13 protein-coding genes are annotated in these 15,628 nt (G+C 54.5%); 2 read left to right on the top strand and 11 right to left on the bottom strand.

The features are described 5' to 3' along the window. Nucleotide 1: 1 nt before the first annotated feature. The 9 genes from Q0835_RS15980 to Q0835_RS15940 form a co-directional block, all read right to left on the bottom strand. Nucleotides 2–832: a carbohydrate ABC transporter permease gene (locus Q0835_RS15980; protein WP_298812754.1), complete on the bottom strand. Its 831-nt coding sequence runs from the start codon at nucleotides 830–832 to the stop codon at nucleotides 2–4. After that, nucleotides 829–1,704, bottom strand: a complete 876-nt coding sequence (locus Q0835_RS15975) for a sugar ABC transporter permease (RefSeq protein WP_298962876.1) — start codon at nucleotides 1,702–1,704, stop codon at nucleotides 829–831. Before Q0835_RS15975 ends, Q0835_RS15980 begins: the two co-directional genes overlap by 4 nt. A gap of 79 nt (nucleotides 1,705–1,783) precedes the next feature. After that, on the bottom strand, nucleotides 1,784–3,127 hold the full coding sequence (locus Q0835_RS15970; protein WP_298962873.1) for an extracellular solute-binding protein: 1,344 nt from the start codon (nucleotides 3,125–3,127) through the stop codon (nucleotides 1,784–1,786). A 143-nt stretch (nucleotides 3,128–3,270) separates the two neighbouring features. Continuing rightward, nucleotides 3,271–4,191 carry a LysR family transcriptional regulator gene (locus Q0835_RS15965; protein ID WP_298812743.1) on the bottom strand — a complete coding sequence of 307 codons (921 nt, stop codon included), beginning with the start codon at nucleotides 4,189–4,191 and terminating at the stop codon, nucleotides 3,271–3,273. Nucleotides 4,192–4,296: 105 nt separating this feature from the next. Beyond that, a complete protein-coding gene (locus Q0835_RS15960; RefSeq protein WP_298812741.1) occupies nucleotides 4,297–5,145 on the bottom strand; it encodes a formylglycine-generating enzyme family protein in 849 nt (282 codons plus the stop codon). Nucleotides 5,146–5,253: 108 nt separating this feature from the next. Further along, nucleotides 5,254–6,789, bottom strand: coding sequence for a sulfatase-like hydrolase/transferase (locus Q0835_RS15955; RefSeq protein ID WP_298962870.1), 1,536 nt, complete (start codon nucleotides 6,787–6,789; stop codon nucleotides 5,254–5,256). Nucleotides 6,790–6,794: 5 nt separating this feature from the next. After that, a complete protein-coding gene (locus Q0835_RS15950) occupies nucleotides 6,795–7,661 on the bottom strand; it encodes a carbohydrate ABC transporter permease (protein ID WP_298962868.1) in 867 nt (288 codons plus the stop codon). Continuing rightward, a complete protein-coding gene (locus Q0835_RS15945) occupies nucleotides 7,658–8,536 on the bottom strand; it encodes a sugar ABC transporter permease (RefSeq protein WP_298962866.1) in 879 nt (292 codons plus the stop codon). The genes Q0835_RS15950 and Q0835_RS15945 overlap by 4 nt, the downstream gene beginning before the upstream one ends. A 117-nt stretch (nucleotides 8,537–8,653) precedes the next feature. After that, entirely contained in the window at nucleotides 8,654–10,159 is a 1,506-nt protein-coding gene (locus tag Q0835_RS15940) for an extracellular solute-binding protein (RefSeq protein ID WP_298962865.1), read from the bottom strand. A 106-nt stretch (nucleotides 10,160–10,265) separates the two neighbouring features. Between Q0835_RS15940 and Q0835_RS15935 the strand changes: the two genes are divergently transcribed. Continuing rightward, nucleotides 10,266–11,192: a LysR family transcriptional regulator gene (locus Q0835_RS15935; protein ID WP_298812729.1), complete on the top strand. Its 927-nt coding sequence runs from the start codon at nucleotides 10,266–10,268 to the stop codon at nucleotides 11,190–11,192. Nucleotides 11,193–11,637: 445 nt separating this feature from the next. Further along, complete coding sequence (locus Q0835_RS15930; RefSeq protein WP_298962864.1) at nucleotides 11,638–11,868, top strand: hypothetical protein; 231 nt, start codon at nucleotides 11,638–11,640, stop codon at nucleotides 11,866–11,868. A gap of 441 nt (nucleotides 11,869–12,309) precedes the next feature. Here the strand turns inward: Q0835_RS15930 and Q0835_RS15925 are convergent, their stop codons facing one another. Then, on the bottom strand, nucleotides 12,310–14,742 hold the full coding sequence (locus Q0835_RS15925; protein ID WP_298962862.1) for an FAD-dependent oxidoreductase: 2,433 nt from the start codon (nucleotides 14,740–14,742) through the stop codon (nucleotides 12,310–12,312). A gap of 8 nt (nucleotides 14,743–14,750) precedes the next feature. Continuing rightward, nucleotides 14,751–15,626 (bottom strand): choline kinase family protein, encoded by an 876-nt coding sequence (locus tag Q0835_RS15920; protein WP_298962861.1) that lies wholly within the window; start codon nucleotides 15,624–15,626, stop codon nucleotides 14,751–14,753. Nucleotides 15,627–15,628 lie beyond the last annotated feature (2 nt).

The raw sequence follows: 15,628 nt of genomic DNA, 5'->3' as shown, positions 1-15,628 counted from the left end.
CCTATTTAACTGCGCCGGAGACCAGTCCGCGAACGATCAGTTTTTGAGCAAAGACCAGAAGGATCAGCGCGGGCACGATCGAAAGCGTCGAAGCCGCTGCCATTTCTGTAAAGGCGATCGTGTTCTCCTGGGCATATTTGCCGATCCCAAGAGGGACGGTGGCTGTTTGTCTCTGTGTCAGAACCAGTGCGACTGGAAACTCGTTCCAGCTGAAAACAAACGTCAGGATGCTTGTTGCCGCAATGCCGGGGCGAACGATGGGAAGGACTACGTTCCAGAGGATGTTGGGTACGTTGGCACCATCGATCTGTGCAGCCTCAACAAGTTCCTTTGGAACATCACGGATGAAAACACCCATCATCCAGAGTGCCATTGGCAGGTTCAAAGTCGCATGGGCAAGAATGAGGCCCGTATAGGTGTTATCCAACCCGACGGAACGCATCATTGTGTACCAGGCACCGGCGAGCGTAATCGGCGGCACCATGTGAAAGATGACCGACCAACCGAGCAACGAATGCAACACCCAACCGGGCCATTGCAATCGGTACAATGAAAAGGCCGCGAGTGTCGCAACGACCAGAACCAGAACGGTGCTGCCGACGCCGACGATCATCGAATTCATGAAGTTCCTGCCGAAGTCGGAAGTCTTGTCGAAGATAACGTCGACAAAACCCGTCAGGTTCGGCTGGAAAAAGACCCGGCCCATGAGCAGATCGATCTGGGTCTTGAAAGCCGCCATCACGATCCACAAAAACGGAAACAGGACAATCGCGGCAAAGGTGACGAGAACCGCATGACGCAGCAGACCTGCAGATTGGAGACGTGCGTTCATACCTTGCTGCCTCGCCCTGCTGTTGCCCTGGTCGCGACAATGATCATTGCAGCGATGATTGCGATGACAGCAATGGACATGGCCGCTCCGTATCCGGATTGATCCTCAGTGAAGAAGCGGCGGTAAATTGTGAAGCTGATCACCTCCGTCGCGGTTCCCGGGCCGCCGCCGGTTAGAAGGTAGATCTCGTCGAACACCTTGAAAGCGAGGATCATTCGAAAGACGAAGGTCACGATGATAGCGGGCATCATCAGGGGAAGCGTGATGTCGCGCAGGATCTGCCAACCGGTAGCGCCGTCGATGCGGTCGGCTTCAAAAATATCGTCTGGTAGGGACTCCAAACCGGCCAGCAAAAGAAGGAAACAGAAAGGCGTCCAGTGCCACACATCGACAATGATAACCGACAGGAGAGCCAGGTTCGGGCTTCCGAGCCAATCAAGCGCCGATAATCCGAAGACATGCAGCACCTGGTTTAGAACACCAAAATCGTAGGAATACATCAACTTCCAGATCGCTCCGATGATTATCCCCGGTACCAGAATAGGCAGGATGAAGATGGTGCGGTAGAAGCCGCGGCCACGGGTGATCTGGGTCGTCAGCAGGGCCAGAACGAAGCCGATCAACATTTGGATCGCGACGGCGGCCACCGCGAAAATTACGGTATTCAGCAATCCTGCGCGCAGGAGGTTGTCGTCAGGCAATTTCTGGTAATTTGAGGCACCGACCCAGTTCCACACGGGTGTTCTGTTCACCCATTCAACGTCGTTGAAACTCAGTGCGAACAGATTGGCCAATGGCAGTATCGTCAGCGCGACAAAGAGCAAAATAGCTGGCCACAGAGTTGCATGCCGCCAAAACCTGTCTGCACTCATAAGGTCGAATCCAGCAAAATCGAATGAAAAAAGGGGCTGTCCGTTGACAAACAGCCCCGTGAGTTGGGGAGGGTTGCGACTAGTTCAGATCTTCGAGCTTCTGATACTTGTAGCCCGCATCCTCGAGCACTTTGGCGATCTCGGTCGCTGCGGTGTTCAAGGCTTCGTTCAATGGCATTTCTTCACCGATCGCCTGATTGAAACGCAGCTCGGTCACTGCCAGAACCTGACTGGCTTCGGGAATAGTAAACGTCAGCCGAGCATTCGGCAGTGCATCTGCAAGTGCTTTCATCCAACGAAATTCCTGAGTATCAGCCATCTCGGATGTCAGGACGGCACGGCTGACAGGGGCTGATCCGGCCTCTGCGTAGGCCCGTTGAGCTTCATCGGTCTGGAACCAGGTCAGGAATGCGAGCGCGGCCTTTTTGTTTGCATCCGGAATGTTCTTTGGAACTCCTGCGAGCCAATGCCCCAACGGGGTCGCAGAACCATGTTCTGCCGTGCCAGGAGGGGGCGCATAGTCGACTTTGCCGACAACTGCGGACTTGTCCGGATTATCGAACAGTCCGGGGGCGAGCACGGAACCAATGTGCGCAGCGCGGCCGGTTGCCATATTCTGGATGACGTTCGTTTGGGTCTGCCCGGCAGTTGACGGGTGACCGACTTCTTCGGCAAGTTTCAAATACATTTCCATGCCTGCCAGTGTTTCAGGACTGTTCATGGAAATACGGTAGCTGCCGTCTTCTTGCTGGTCGATGATCCCGCCGCCATATGCCCAGAGGTATGGAAAGACGTCGTAGGTAACGTCAAAGGCTCCGCGTTGACCGCGTTGCGAGATGCCGTACATGTTCTGGCTTTTCAGAACTTTCGCATTCTCCAGCAGCTCGTCCCAGGTTTCCGGTACCGACAGATTGTGTTCCTGGTAAAGATCCGAGCGGTAGTGAAGAATGAGAATGTTCGGGTTCACCGGAACCGACATCAATTCACCGGTTTCGCAAGTGATGCGGGCAGCTTTGGCATCCCAACAAACACTATCATCGAACGTATAGATGTCGTCGCTGAGTTTGAATTCCGGATCGATCGCGTTCAGTGGATCAAGGAACCCTCCGGTGTAGAATTCGGTGAAGAATCCAGCGTTCATGATAACAAGATCAAAGGGGCTCTCATCGGACCGGACCGCTGTGCGTTGTTTCTCAAGGCTGCCGGCAAATGGATTTACGTCGAGCTCGACGGTATTACCGGTCTCTTCCTCGTATTTTTCGACAACAGCCTGGAAACCCGCGAACCAGGGAGATTGGTTGATCACGATTGTGATCGGTTCCTGATCCGCTGCGGCAGCTGGTACGAATGCTGAACCTGTCAAAGCAGCAAGTGCCACGGTCGACTGCAAGGCGCGTCTGGCGAAGTTATTTCGAAAAAGCATATTTTGATCCTCCCATCATCTCAACGAGGTCAGTTACTCGTTCAGATTGCTCCAAGCGTAGCGTTTCCCGATGGCGTGAAAAAATGATATTATTGAGCAATTCCATAGCCATTGGCTATGGTTGGGCCTTTGGATTTCTGCCACTAGTTGAATGGATCCTTCTGGCAGGCGTTCTTCAGTCGCTCTGCCAGGAGCGCGGCGACCGGGGAAAGCAGGCGGGGTGTTCGGTAGATAATCCCGGCTTCCCGGCTGGTGATCAGTTGCGGCACGTCCATTTCAACAAGTCCTTTGCCTTCTGGCGATTTTAGCTGCGTTCTGGTTGTGTAGAGGAGCAGATCGGCAAGATGCACAACGGTCATCAGAAAGGTTTGTGACGATGAGACCACTTCCGGCCGCGGTGGTGCCAGACCAAGTGTTGTCGCGCCGCCATCCAGTTTTCGTCTCGCCAGATTATTTGCCGGTGGGAGCGCCCAGTCATGTGACAGGGCTTCGGCTGCCGAGACATTTTTACGGCCTGCCAGAGGATGTTCCGGACGGCCGACGACAACAAGATTGTCGGAGGTCAGTTTGTCGACTTCGTAGTCGTCAACACCAGCAAGAGGAAGTTCAGCAACAATAAAGTCCAGCTCGCCGGCTTCCAACCTTTCCGTCAGGCTGTCATCGAAACCGCCGACAATCTCTACTTTGATGTCCCGGCTTTCGTGCATCATCTCCGCAACGATTTCCGGTAGAAACCGTCTTACCCAGGAAGGACCTGCCCCCACCCGAACCTCGCCCAGCCCTCCCGTGCGGAGTTGGTCGACTTCGTCCAGCGCCTTGCCGACTTGTGCCAAAACAATGGTTGCATGTTGCTGGAGCCGTTCGCCTATGGGGGTCAGTCTGATCCCGTGCACGCTGCGTTCCATCAAGGTCGTGCCTGTCTGCCTTTCCAGAAGTTTCAGAGCTTTCGACAACGTCGGCTGAGCAATGTTCAACTCTTCGGCTGCCTTCGTGATGTTGCCGGTCGCCGCGACAGCGTGAAAATATGTCAGCAGTCGCAGGTCTATCCTGTGCTTGGCGTACATTCTTTTTTCCGAACCAAAGATTGATTGTCAGGCAGTTGGAGCATTTTGCCCCCTGGCCGAGTATGCAGCTGGCATCTGGTGTGTCCACGCTTCCGAGTGTTGCACTCATAGATCGAGAACTATTCGAAACCCCTGATGGGACAAGGACGTGTCTGGTGATGCACCGCTGCGCGCCGCAATGCGGTAGCGCCAGCAATAAGTTCGATGACAAAGAAACGAACCTCCCTTCAGCAACTTGAATCCCCTCATGGAGGTCAACTTCTGCTGAACGGCCTTTTTCAAGGAAGGAATTTTGTAAGGCTCTGCTGCCCATTCCCAGACATTGCCAACCATATTGTAGAGACCGAAGCCGTTGGGTTCGAACGACTTCGCTGGCGCGGTGGTCACGTGTCCGTCCAAGGCAAGGTTTTCTTCCGGAAACCGGCCCTGCCAGATGTTGCAGGGTTGAAATGCTTCATCGTCTGGTTCCCGGGTTCCCCAAGGATAAGGAATGTCTCCCAACCCACCTCGTGCGGCATGTTCCCATTCAGCCTCGGTGGGCAGACGTCCACCCGCCCAGTTGGCAAACGCCGTGGCGTCGTTCCACGAGATATGCACGACAGGGTGATCAGGTTGCCAGTCTGCTTTGGATCCCGGTCCAGCCACGTGTCGCCAGTCCGCTCCTTGTACTTTTCGCCACCATTCCGTCCCGGCAACCGCTTGTAATTCAGATTTGCTGTCGGGAAGCTGCGCCCAGAATACGAATGACCAACCGTATCGTTCTGCGTCCGTCACATAGCCGGTGCTTTCGACAAAGGCTTCAAATTCTGCATTCGTAATTGTGGTTGCCGTCATTCGGAATTGACGCAAGTCGGGAGCTTTCCGTCTTTCCTCTCCATCATTCGCAATCAGCGGGAAACGCGTCCCGAGCACGGCAATCCCGCCGGGAATGACCACTGTGTCGAGACCCGGCATTCCGTCGCTTGCTGTCAGGGCTTTTCGTTCGGCACAATCAGGATGAACATTTTGACCCCTGTCCGGGGTACAGCAAGCCTTGTGTGGTTCTTGGTGCGATTTCACTCTTCAGGCCTGTGCGACGCGAGGAGACTTCAATGGCTCAGAACTTTGGACACCCTGCATCATCCGAAGGAGCATTTGAGTTTTCAAAGACTGACTGTCTGGGTCGTGCCACAGGTTGTTGATTTCTTTCGGGTCTTCCTCCAGATCGAACAACTCTCCATGCTCTTCGGTTCTGTAGACGGAAATTTTGAAACGATCCTCGACGTAGGTGGTTACATGAGGCATGACCGGATTGTGCCTATTTTCGCAGATCGCAAAACCGCGGGCGTCCGGGCCTGTTCCTAGCCAGGTTTGCAATTGCGAAACACCCTGCAATTCCGGCGCTGGACCAAGACCCGTAACTTCAAGAAAGGTGGGTGTCAAATCGAGCAAGCTTTGAATGGCTTTGCTCACATGTCCTTTAGGCACCCGTCCGGGCCAACTGACAATAAAGGGAATTCGCAGCATGTCCTCGTAGTGAAAAGGTCCTTTGGCGACCAGGCCGTGCTGACCCAAGAAGTGCCCGTGATCGGTCGTGAACACGACAAGCGTGTCCTCGGTCATGCCCTCGGCATCAAGATAATCAAGGATGCGCCCAACCTCCCGATCCAGGAAACTCATCATACCGTAATAGGCTGCCATATCCTTCTTGAGCTCGTCCTTTGGATAAAGGTGGCTGTCACAACCGTGAGCTTCGTGAGGGTCATGCCAGCCTGCGAAATCTGGCTCAAGCTCTTGAGTTTTCGAAAAATGCGGTGCGTTGAGATCATGCTCCCCCGGGACAACTTCACCCGGTTCCATTTCCTCCGGATCATACATGGAGGCCCAGGGTTCGGGAACCGTGTAGGGCGGGTGAGGATCTGGAAAGCTGGTCCATAGGAAAAAGGGTTTTTTCTCTCTTTTTGCCTTCTCAAGGAAGGCGATGGAGCGTTCGCCGATCCAGGGTGTGTAGTGCAACTCCTGAGGCAATTGCCAATGCCGGTCCGTGCGGGCCCAATAGGGTGCATCTGGAGAGCGAGCAGGGGCCTTTGGGGCATCATCACCGGGGAGCGGCTGAAAGTAGTCCGGCCAATCAGTCAATCCCCTGTCTTCAAGCCATGCGGCATAGTGCTGACCTACGTGGCTTTCATCCGCGTGGTTGCGCACCAACTCTACATGCTCGAAGCCGTAAAACGGCCCGTTGAAGTCTCGCCAGAAGGGGATGTCCCGTAACAATGGCTGTTTTTCCAGGCTGTCGCCGGCAAGCGGTTGAAAATGCGCTTTCCCGATCAATCCCGTGGCGTAGCCGTTCTGAGACAACAAGCTGCCGATCGTTGGAATGTTCTCATCAAGTTTGCACCCAATCGTCCAGGCTCCGTGTTGAGAGGGATACAGGCCCGTAATTATGCTTGCTCTTGATGGTGTGCAGGTGGGCGCGGGGCAATATGCCTTGTCGAACCGCGTGCCGCTGCGGCACAACCGATCGATGTTTGGTGTGTCGATCTTTGGATTGACGGCACCGAGAGCGCTAAAATGCTGCTGGTCGGTGGTGATAAGCAAGATGTTGGTACGTTTTGTCAATTTCGTCATCCTTTGACGGCGCCAGCAAGGCCGTTGATGAAGTAACGCTGAAGAAGAACGAAGAGAATGACGACAGGTACGATCGAGATCGTTGCTGCCGCCGACATGCCAGTCCAATCGATCGATTGTTCACCCTTGAACGCATAGATTCCGACGGAAAGCGTCCGGATGGCCGGGTTCGCAAGTGTGATGACGAGCGGCAATAGAAAATCATTCCAGGCGTGTAACACCTGCATGATGACTACGGTGACGACCATTGGCCGCGCCAGAGGCAACATGACGTACCAGAAGATCTTGAAAAAGGTAATGCCTTCGACACGGGCAGCCTCTTCCAGTTCCTTGGGTAACTGACTGAAATATCCCGCAAAAAGCACCACGAAAACGACCATTGCATGCCCAGATGTTGCGAGCGTCAGTCCAAACAGGTTGGAGGAAAGGCCCATCATGCTCAGCAGCTCGAAAACGGGAATAATCGTGAAACCCTGCGGGATGAAGACAGTCGCAACGAATGCGACAAAGAACGTGGTGCGCCCGGGAAACCGATAGCGCCCCAGCACGTAACCAAGCATTGCCGTACTAACAGTGACCAGAAAAACAGACCCTGCCGTCACAATCAGCGTGTTAAAGAAGTAACGCCCCATATTTGCTTCGACCCAGGCGCGGCGATAGTTGTCCCACATGAAGTCCTGCGGGATCAGACCCGGGTTGGCGAACATTTCCATATTGGACTTCAGGGATGTCGAAACCATCCAGAGGAAGGGGTAAATCCAGACAAGACACAACAGGGCCAGGATCGCCGACGTCAATGTGATCCGCAAGGATGGAGCATGGTCGCCAAAAACGATCCGTTTGGGAGAGAGACGCGCAATCATGCTTTTGTTCCCGCGGTTGCCATTCGCGTGCGTCGCGCTGCAAGTGCCTGAAGGGCGGTCAGACCCAATAGAACTGCACCAAACAGCACGCCGGCTGCGGCGGCATAGCCCAGCTGCGGAATGCTGCCGTCATCGGCTGCAAAGGCAGTGCGATAGATGAAAATTTCCATGACTTCGGAACCGAAAAACGGGCCGCCATTCGTCATCGACATGATCAAGGGAAACACGTTCAGTGCGGCGACCGAGGAAATCAGCAATATTGCAAGTGCAAATGGTTTGATGATTGGAAGAACAACATAAAATGCGAGCCGGTGGCCTTTGCAATTGTCCAGGCGAGCTGCGTCGTAAACTTCATCCGGTACCGTCTGCAGAGCGGCAAGCCAGTAAATCAGCGTTATTCCCAGCCACTTCCATACATATACGCCAACGACAGATGGCATGACGGTTTGAGTGGAGCCAAGGAAGTCGATTGGCTGTGAGACCAGTCCCAGGTCCAGGAGGAGACCGTTCACAGGGCCATTGAAAGGGCTCAAAAGAAAGGTCCAGACTATGCCGATCACCGCGACCGGGGTCACAACCGGCAGGAAGATCATGGTGCGGAAGAACGTCGACAGCTTCAAAAGCTGCATGTTCAACACCATTGCCAGAACGAGCGAGATTGCCATCTGCAACGGAACGGTTCCCACAAGGAACACGATTGAGCGTCCAAAGGCATTCCAGAAAATCGGGTCCAGAAACAGGTCCAGAAAATTGCCGAACCCCACAAAGATCTTTTGTGCGGTGAACCCGGACCAGTCATGCATTGCATAGAACATGGCCGCGAAGATTGGGTAGAAGACAAACATGCCCGCCAGTACGAGGCCAGGCAGCATCATAAGGTAATGGAACCGGTGTACCCGGAGAGTTCCAAGGACGCGCATAGAAAGATTTGACCTTACAAAATTGGGTGAGGGGCCACTCGCGAATATGTGGCCCCTGAATGGACACCTACGTCAGTAGTCTGCCGCTCCGAAATCGACGTCCGGGTTCCAATTTGCGAAGACCAATTCAGATCGATCCACATTTGCGCCGTCTGCCTTTGCTTTCGCAAACGCGGCATCCAGAGCGCTATTGTAGCGATCCTTAAGTTCGGACATCTGCTCCTTGACACCGGAAAGCTGACCGGCGACCAGGCCCTGCACGGTGCGTGCAAAATTTACATCCGGAGCGACATAGGCCGCAACCACCTTGGACATTTCTCCATTGCGAACCAGCGGATTCGGACCGACACGGATCTGGTCGTTGAAAAGGTTCAGGATCTGTTTCGAACGGGGCGACATATCGGCCTTGGCCACGGCTTCAGGCATGATTGGAGGGTCGCCGGCACCAACCACATTTGCCCACTCGATCTGTCCTTCGAGCGTGCCGAGATAGTGGAAGATCTCTCCGGCGATCGCGCCATTTTCGGAACCTGACCACAAGCTTATCGTGTTTGGTTTTGCGCCACCCTGACTGATCGTCAACTTGCCCTGATTGCCTGAATCCGGCACGGGAGCCGAGGAGAGACCAAAGTCGAAATCGGGATTCTGGCTCTCCCAGGAAGGTATATTCCACGGCCCCTGAAGGATCATTCCTGCAGCTCCCTGTGGCATGTACGCTCTGGCCTGCGGAGCATTCAGGTTGATGAAGCCGGGGAACATGCTCCGGTCAGACTGCATGGCAAGAAGCAACTCGATCGCGGCAATGTACTCATCGCTATCAAAGACATACTCTCCTGTCCGCAGATCGATGTCAGCGTCCAGGATGCCGTCCCCACCCGCGCTCGCACCGCCGATCCGGCCAATATTCCGCACAACGTCAGCCCAACGATTGAGCTGTGACCCTCCGATGATGAAACCGAAGTAACGGCCCTGACCTGCTTCCGTGATCTTGCGTGCGGCTTCGCGGAACTCGCTGTGTGTCAGCGGCTTGGCTTCTGGGTCAAAGCCTGCTGCGTCCATATAGGCTTTGTTGTAGAGCAAGTGAGATGCATAGCGCTTGTTCGAGGTGAATGGCAGGCCATAGGTCTTGCCATCGAACTCGTTGATGCCAGGTAGAAACGCCCCGGATGGGAACCCTTTCTTCCATTCTTCGATGTTGGGTATGAACTCGTCATAGGGCTGAACCCAACCCTGACTAACCGCATCGGCAAGGCTGAAGTTACGCGGCAGAACAAATACATCATGCGCGGTGTTATTGCGAACGCCGAGGGGAACGACTTTGGCAATTTCATTCCAGGGAAGCGGATCATAAATAATGTCTATTCCCCGGGCTTCTCCATATTTCTCGAAGAACTTCTTGAAGAAGACTGCCTTTTGGTCGCCGCTGTCGATCCAGCGGAATTTTGCACCCTCGGGAACGTTGTTCAATGGAGCGGGCACGGTTTGCGCAATCGAAGCCCCGGACCCAAATGCTGTCGTTGCAATAGCAGCACTTGCGCGGGTCAAAAACGAACGACGCGAAAGTTCAAATGTACTCATTTTTTCCTCCCAGTAGGTGCGGCGCACCCAATTGAAAAAATGCTAAAGCGTTTCAATTGATAACGCATTTGAATTTTTCTAAATTTTTGATTAGAAAATCTGATCAATGATCTATGAACCAGAACTCCTCCGCCGGCTGGTCGCTATTGTTGAGACAAACAACATGCGCGCTGCTGCGGAGATGGTGGGTGTTACACAGCCCGCCCTAACGCGGAGCCTCAAGCTTCTTGAAGCAGCGGTTGGCGGCGTGTTGTTCGAGCGCCGTGACAGGGGGCTGCATCTGACAGCGCTGGGGAAGCTTGTGCATGCTCAAGCTCGGCATTTGCTGCGAGAACATCAACTTGCAGAATCTGAACTCAATGCGCTTCAGAACGGCGAACAAGGTCAACTGCGCATTGCGGCGGCACCAGTCTGGATGACGACAATATTGCCTCCCGCAATTGCGCAGATGCATCGACGTTTTCCCAAATTGTTGATCAAACTCAAATCCACCAACTACACCGAAGGCGTGGAGGGTTTGAAAGAGGGGGAATTTGATGCGTTTTTCGGCGGGTTTCAAAGGCGTGAATCTCTGCCCTCATATCTAGTTCGAAAAGCACTTTTCAACGCCAAACTTGTCATCGTAGCGAACGCTGAACATCCAATTCATGACCGCAGCGCAGCAGCAAAGGATTTGCTTGCACAAACCTGGCTCTCTTATCAAAGCGAAGTTGCTTACCTTGACACCATCAATGCAACTCTGGATGACACGGCGGAGATCAGTATTGGCGCAAATCTGCAGTGCGACTCCATGTTGACGGCATTGGAACTCCTTAGACAGGGCGACTATCTGGCGGTTTTGCCAAGCAGTTTTTTGAATTCTGACAGCGGAAAAGGTTTGAAAATTGTTTCAACCGATCTGCCCGCAATCCGATTTGCTTCAGGCCCGATATACCGGCGAAGCCTGGAAGCCAATCATGCCATGAGGATGATGCTTGACCTCACAAAAGCCCAGGTAGCCTCCTTTTCGAATTGGGAGGTGGAATTTTCCTGAATTTCGTTTTGAAGGAATGACCACCGTCGTTATGCGGGACCGATCACCTGGCAAATCTGGAGCCCATGATAATTCTGCTGTCAGCAGACAATGCACGAATTCCAGCTTCGGGGGCGTATTGGACTGCACAAGATGTGCATCAAACCAAAGCGCAAAACTTCAGAAACCAGTTCCTGTCGCCACTCGAATTTGAGTGGAAACGGAAAGTGAAAGTTGAGGGCGCCTGAAAAACACGCGGCTCCTCATATGCATATCCAAAATATCTACAAACCGGGCTCGCCAAGATCGATAGAAATTCAAATTAACTGCCGCTCAATGATCATTGTTACGGCCATTTAATACCTCAGCAGCATCTAATTGAAGCCGCAAAGCCTGCGCACCTTATGCGGGTGTCCCATCGAGGCTTCACCTTATGGGACGTGAACTAGATAGATGGAGAATACCCATGAAAAAGTCTATGTCAGCTGTACTTGCATTTGGTGCCCTGTTCGTGTCTTCAGCCGCGTTTGCACAAGGTGTTGACTTTTCAACGCTGGATGCAAACCAGGATGGCTTTGTGACATACGAAGAGATTCAGGCTGCAGGTGCTACGCTCCCAGAAGAAACTTACAAAGCAGCCGATGGAAACCAGGACGGCATGTTGGATGAAGCTGAATTTTCAGCGATCCCACAGTAAACCATAAAATTGGTAAAGGGGACCGGTATACCGTGGTAAGGCCTCCCAACCCGGTGCCGGTTTCCCTTCGCCGCTGGTTCGATCAGGTGCAAGCTGCCAGCCGGCTGTCCGAAGAATCTCCCTGCAGCAGCGATAGTGCTCTGGCACATGGGCCTGATTGTGAAACGCTGGTGCCTCTAGGCGTCAGCGTTTCTTATGGCCCGATCAGTTAGTTATCGATCGCCACTCTCCTGGAGTGGCTTCGTTGTAAAAGTGTTTGCACGTATCGTGTTGTTTTCTGCAAGTAATTGATTTTATTTTAAATTTAGGTGATTGTTGCGGCTGCGGTCCATTGGATCGATTGCAAAGCACCGTATCAAACCACCACAAAAAACAAATACGCGGGCTCAGCATGCCTCCGCGAACCAAGCTCGCATGCATTTCTATCGTCAGTTGGCTGCCTCAGGTCTTGATCCGTTCCATTTTCGGATCGTAGAGAGGGGCAAGCGTGACTTCGGCCTTTACCCGTTCCGTTCCGACTTCAAGTTCATAATCAGCGGAAAGAACATGGTCCTTGGTGACACCGTCCTGATGACGGACGTAGCCAATTCCAATACTCTTGCCGAGCGTGTGGCCATAGCCGCCTGAACTCAACCAGCCGCAGCGTTCACCGTTGCGGTAAATCGTTTCCCGGCCGGACAGGATGACGTTGCCGTCGGTCGTGAAGGTTGCGAGCATTTTCTTAACGCCGTTGTCGCGCTGTTCCTGAACGGCGCTGCGCCCCTTGAAGTCGGCATTGGTCTTCATCTTGATGGCCCAGCCGAGGCCGGCTTCGTCCGGTGTATGATCCGGCCCGATATCGGAGCCCCAGGCACGATAGCCCTTTTCAAGCCGCAGTGTTTCGATCGCGCGGTAACCTGCGTTTCGCAGGCCGAATTCTTTCCCTGCTGCGTGTAGGGCGTCATAGACCGTTTGAGCATATTCCGTCGGCAGGTGCAGCTCCCAGCCGAGCTCGCCGACATAGGTAATGCGAAGCGCGAGAACCGGGCAGCCGGCAATACCGATCCGGTGCGCCTTACCGAAGGAAAAAGCGTCATTGCCGACATCGGCCCGGGTACAGGCGGAAATAATGTCGCGCGCTCTCGGTCCGAACAGCGACAGCACGGCATTCGACGACGTGACATCGATGAGCTGGGCATTCAGACCGTCGGGAATATTGCGCCTGATCCAATCGAAATCGTGAGTGGCAAAGCCGGTTCCGGTGACGATGTAATATTCATCTATGGCCGTGCGCACGCAGGTCAGGTCGCACTCTATGCCGCCACGGTCATTCAGCATTTGCGTATAGATGATAGACCCGACGGGTTTGTCGACGCGGTTGGCTGCGATCCAGCTCAGCGCGGCCTCGGCATCTGGTCCTTTCAGAATGAATTTTGCGAAAGATGTCTGATCGAACAGGACGGCCGCCTCACGGGCCGCCTTATGTTCCCGGCCAACAGGGTCATGCCAGTTGGGCCGTTCGAACGTGTAGATATCGCGTGCTTCTTCACCGGCTTCTGCAAACCAGTTCGGGCGTTCCCAACCGAGCTTTTCGCCGAATACGGCACCGGCCGTTTTCAGTCGATCATAAAGCGGTGACCGGCGGCACGGCCGGCCGCTGTCGTGTTCTTCCGACGGCCAGGCCATCGTATAGTGCTTGCCATAGGCCTCCAGCGTGCGGGTTCGCACCCAGTCGGTGTCGGTGTGAGGCCGCCCGAAGCGCCGGATGTCGACCGGCCAGAGGTCGTAGGGTGGTTCACCTTTGGCGACCCATTCGGCCAGTGCCATTCCCGCGCCGCCGCCTGCCGCAATGCCGAAGGCGTTGAAACCGGCCCCGACGAAAACATTAGCCATTTCCGGTGCTTCACCCAGAATGAAGTTACCGTCCGGCGTGAAACTTTCCGGACCGTTGACCAGTTGTTTGATGCCAACTTTTTCAAGTGCGGGCACACGCGGCAACGACAGTTCCATCAGTTGTTCAAAATGGTCGAAGTTGCTGTCCAGAAGCTGATAATCGAACCGGTCCGGAACACCGTCGACCGCCCAGGGAATACCGTTTGGTTCGTATCCGCCCATAACAAGACCACCAACCTCCTCCTTGTAGTAGGTCAGCCGGTCCGGGTCGCGCAAAGTCGGCAAGTCTGTCGGGACGTCGAAGGCTTCCGTGATCATGTACTGGTGTTCGACAGAAACGAGCGGCACAGTGACCCCTATCGTCGCGGCAAGCTCCCGGGTCCATTGTCCGCAGCACAGCACCAGTTTCTCGCAAGCGATATCGCCTTGGGAAGTGCGAACACCGGTAATGGTCCCGCGTTCAGTCAGAATTTCAAGAACCGGTGTGTTTTCCACCAGCTTTGCGCCACCAGCCCGTGCTCCCTTGGCGAGTGCCTGGGTAATGTCGGAGGGGCTGGCCTGACCGTCTGTCGGCAAATAGGCGGCCCCCACGACATCGCTGATATCCATCAGCGGCCACAAATCCTGTGCTTCCTTCGGGGACAGCAACTGCATGTCCAGGCCGAAACTGTGTGCGGTGGTAGCCTGGCGCTTGACCTCGGTCCAGCGCTCATCATTGCAGGCAAGGCGCAGGCCGCCATTCATCTTCCATCCGGTCGCTTGCCCGGTTTCCGCTTCCAGCCTGTCGTAAAGCGAGATCGAATATCCCAGGAGCTGGGTAATGTTTGCATTGGACCGCAGCTGACCGACAAGACCGGCGGCGTGCCATGTGGAACCGGACGTCAGGGCCGCCTTTTCAAGGAGCAGAACTTCCTGACCCATCTGCGCCAGATGATAGGCCGTCGAACAACCGACAATGCCGCCGCCGATAATGATGATTTTCGATGATGAGGGAAGTGTCATGATGGCTCTCACAATTCACGGAACTCGGAAAGAGCGGCGTTCAGCCGGTCCATGTTTTCTCGGGTATAGGCGGCGTAGTCGAAATCAAGGCGCGAATGGATTTCCGAAGTCATCGACCAGAGCGTTTCCCGCATCAGGGATGCGCATTTCATAGCCTGGTAAGCGCGCCAATATGTTTCTGCCGGTTCTTCGAAATACTGCGCGAGCATCGTTTTTTCCTGGGCTTCGCGCAGCTCATTGTTGGACGCGAGGCCGGCAAGGTCGAAAAGCGGAGAGTTGAACCCGCCATATTCCCAATCGATCAGCCAAAGCCTTTCGCCGTCATCAAGAAGATTGGCTGCCAGTAGATCATTGTGTCCGACGACGAGATCGACTGGTCCGACGGCCCTTTCCAGGTCGTACAGCGTGTCCATCAGACCAGGAAGCAATTCGGAATGCGCAGATCCTTCGGTTTTCAGGCGCATTGCATAGGTCCGGTTTACCTGAAACGGCCAGAAGGCGAGGATCGGGCCGGTGAGATGGCTTCCCAGCTCCCGGTGCGCTCTGGCGACCAGATCGATGATTTTATTCAGGTTTGCCGGATCCCGGACATCTGCTTCCTCGAAGGTTTGTGCCTCCACGAAATCCAAGACCAGAACTCCGGTTTCCTGATGAACGACAGCAGGAGAGACGCCAGCCATTTCGGCCGCCTGACTGAGTGCGAGTTCGTTCCAGCGCATGACCCCGTGCTCGGGGATGTCATCTCCCAGGCGTACGACAAAACGGCGGTCGCCGTCGCGCACGAGAAGATTGACATTGGTGATGCCACCTCCCAGCGGGGTTATGTCCTGTGGATCGGAAAAGCAGGCAAGCGCCGCGGCGCGGGCAATTGCAGTTTCAGACATGC

It is taken from the genome of uncultured Roseibium sp. (genome assembly GCF_947499295.1).
GTDB lineage: Bacteria > Pseudomonadota > Alphaproteobacteria > Rhizobiales > Stappiaceae > Roseibium.
The sequence above is the reverse complement of the archived record's forward strand: the minus strand, read 5'-3'. Positions and strand labels throughout refer to the sequence as shown.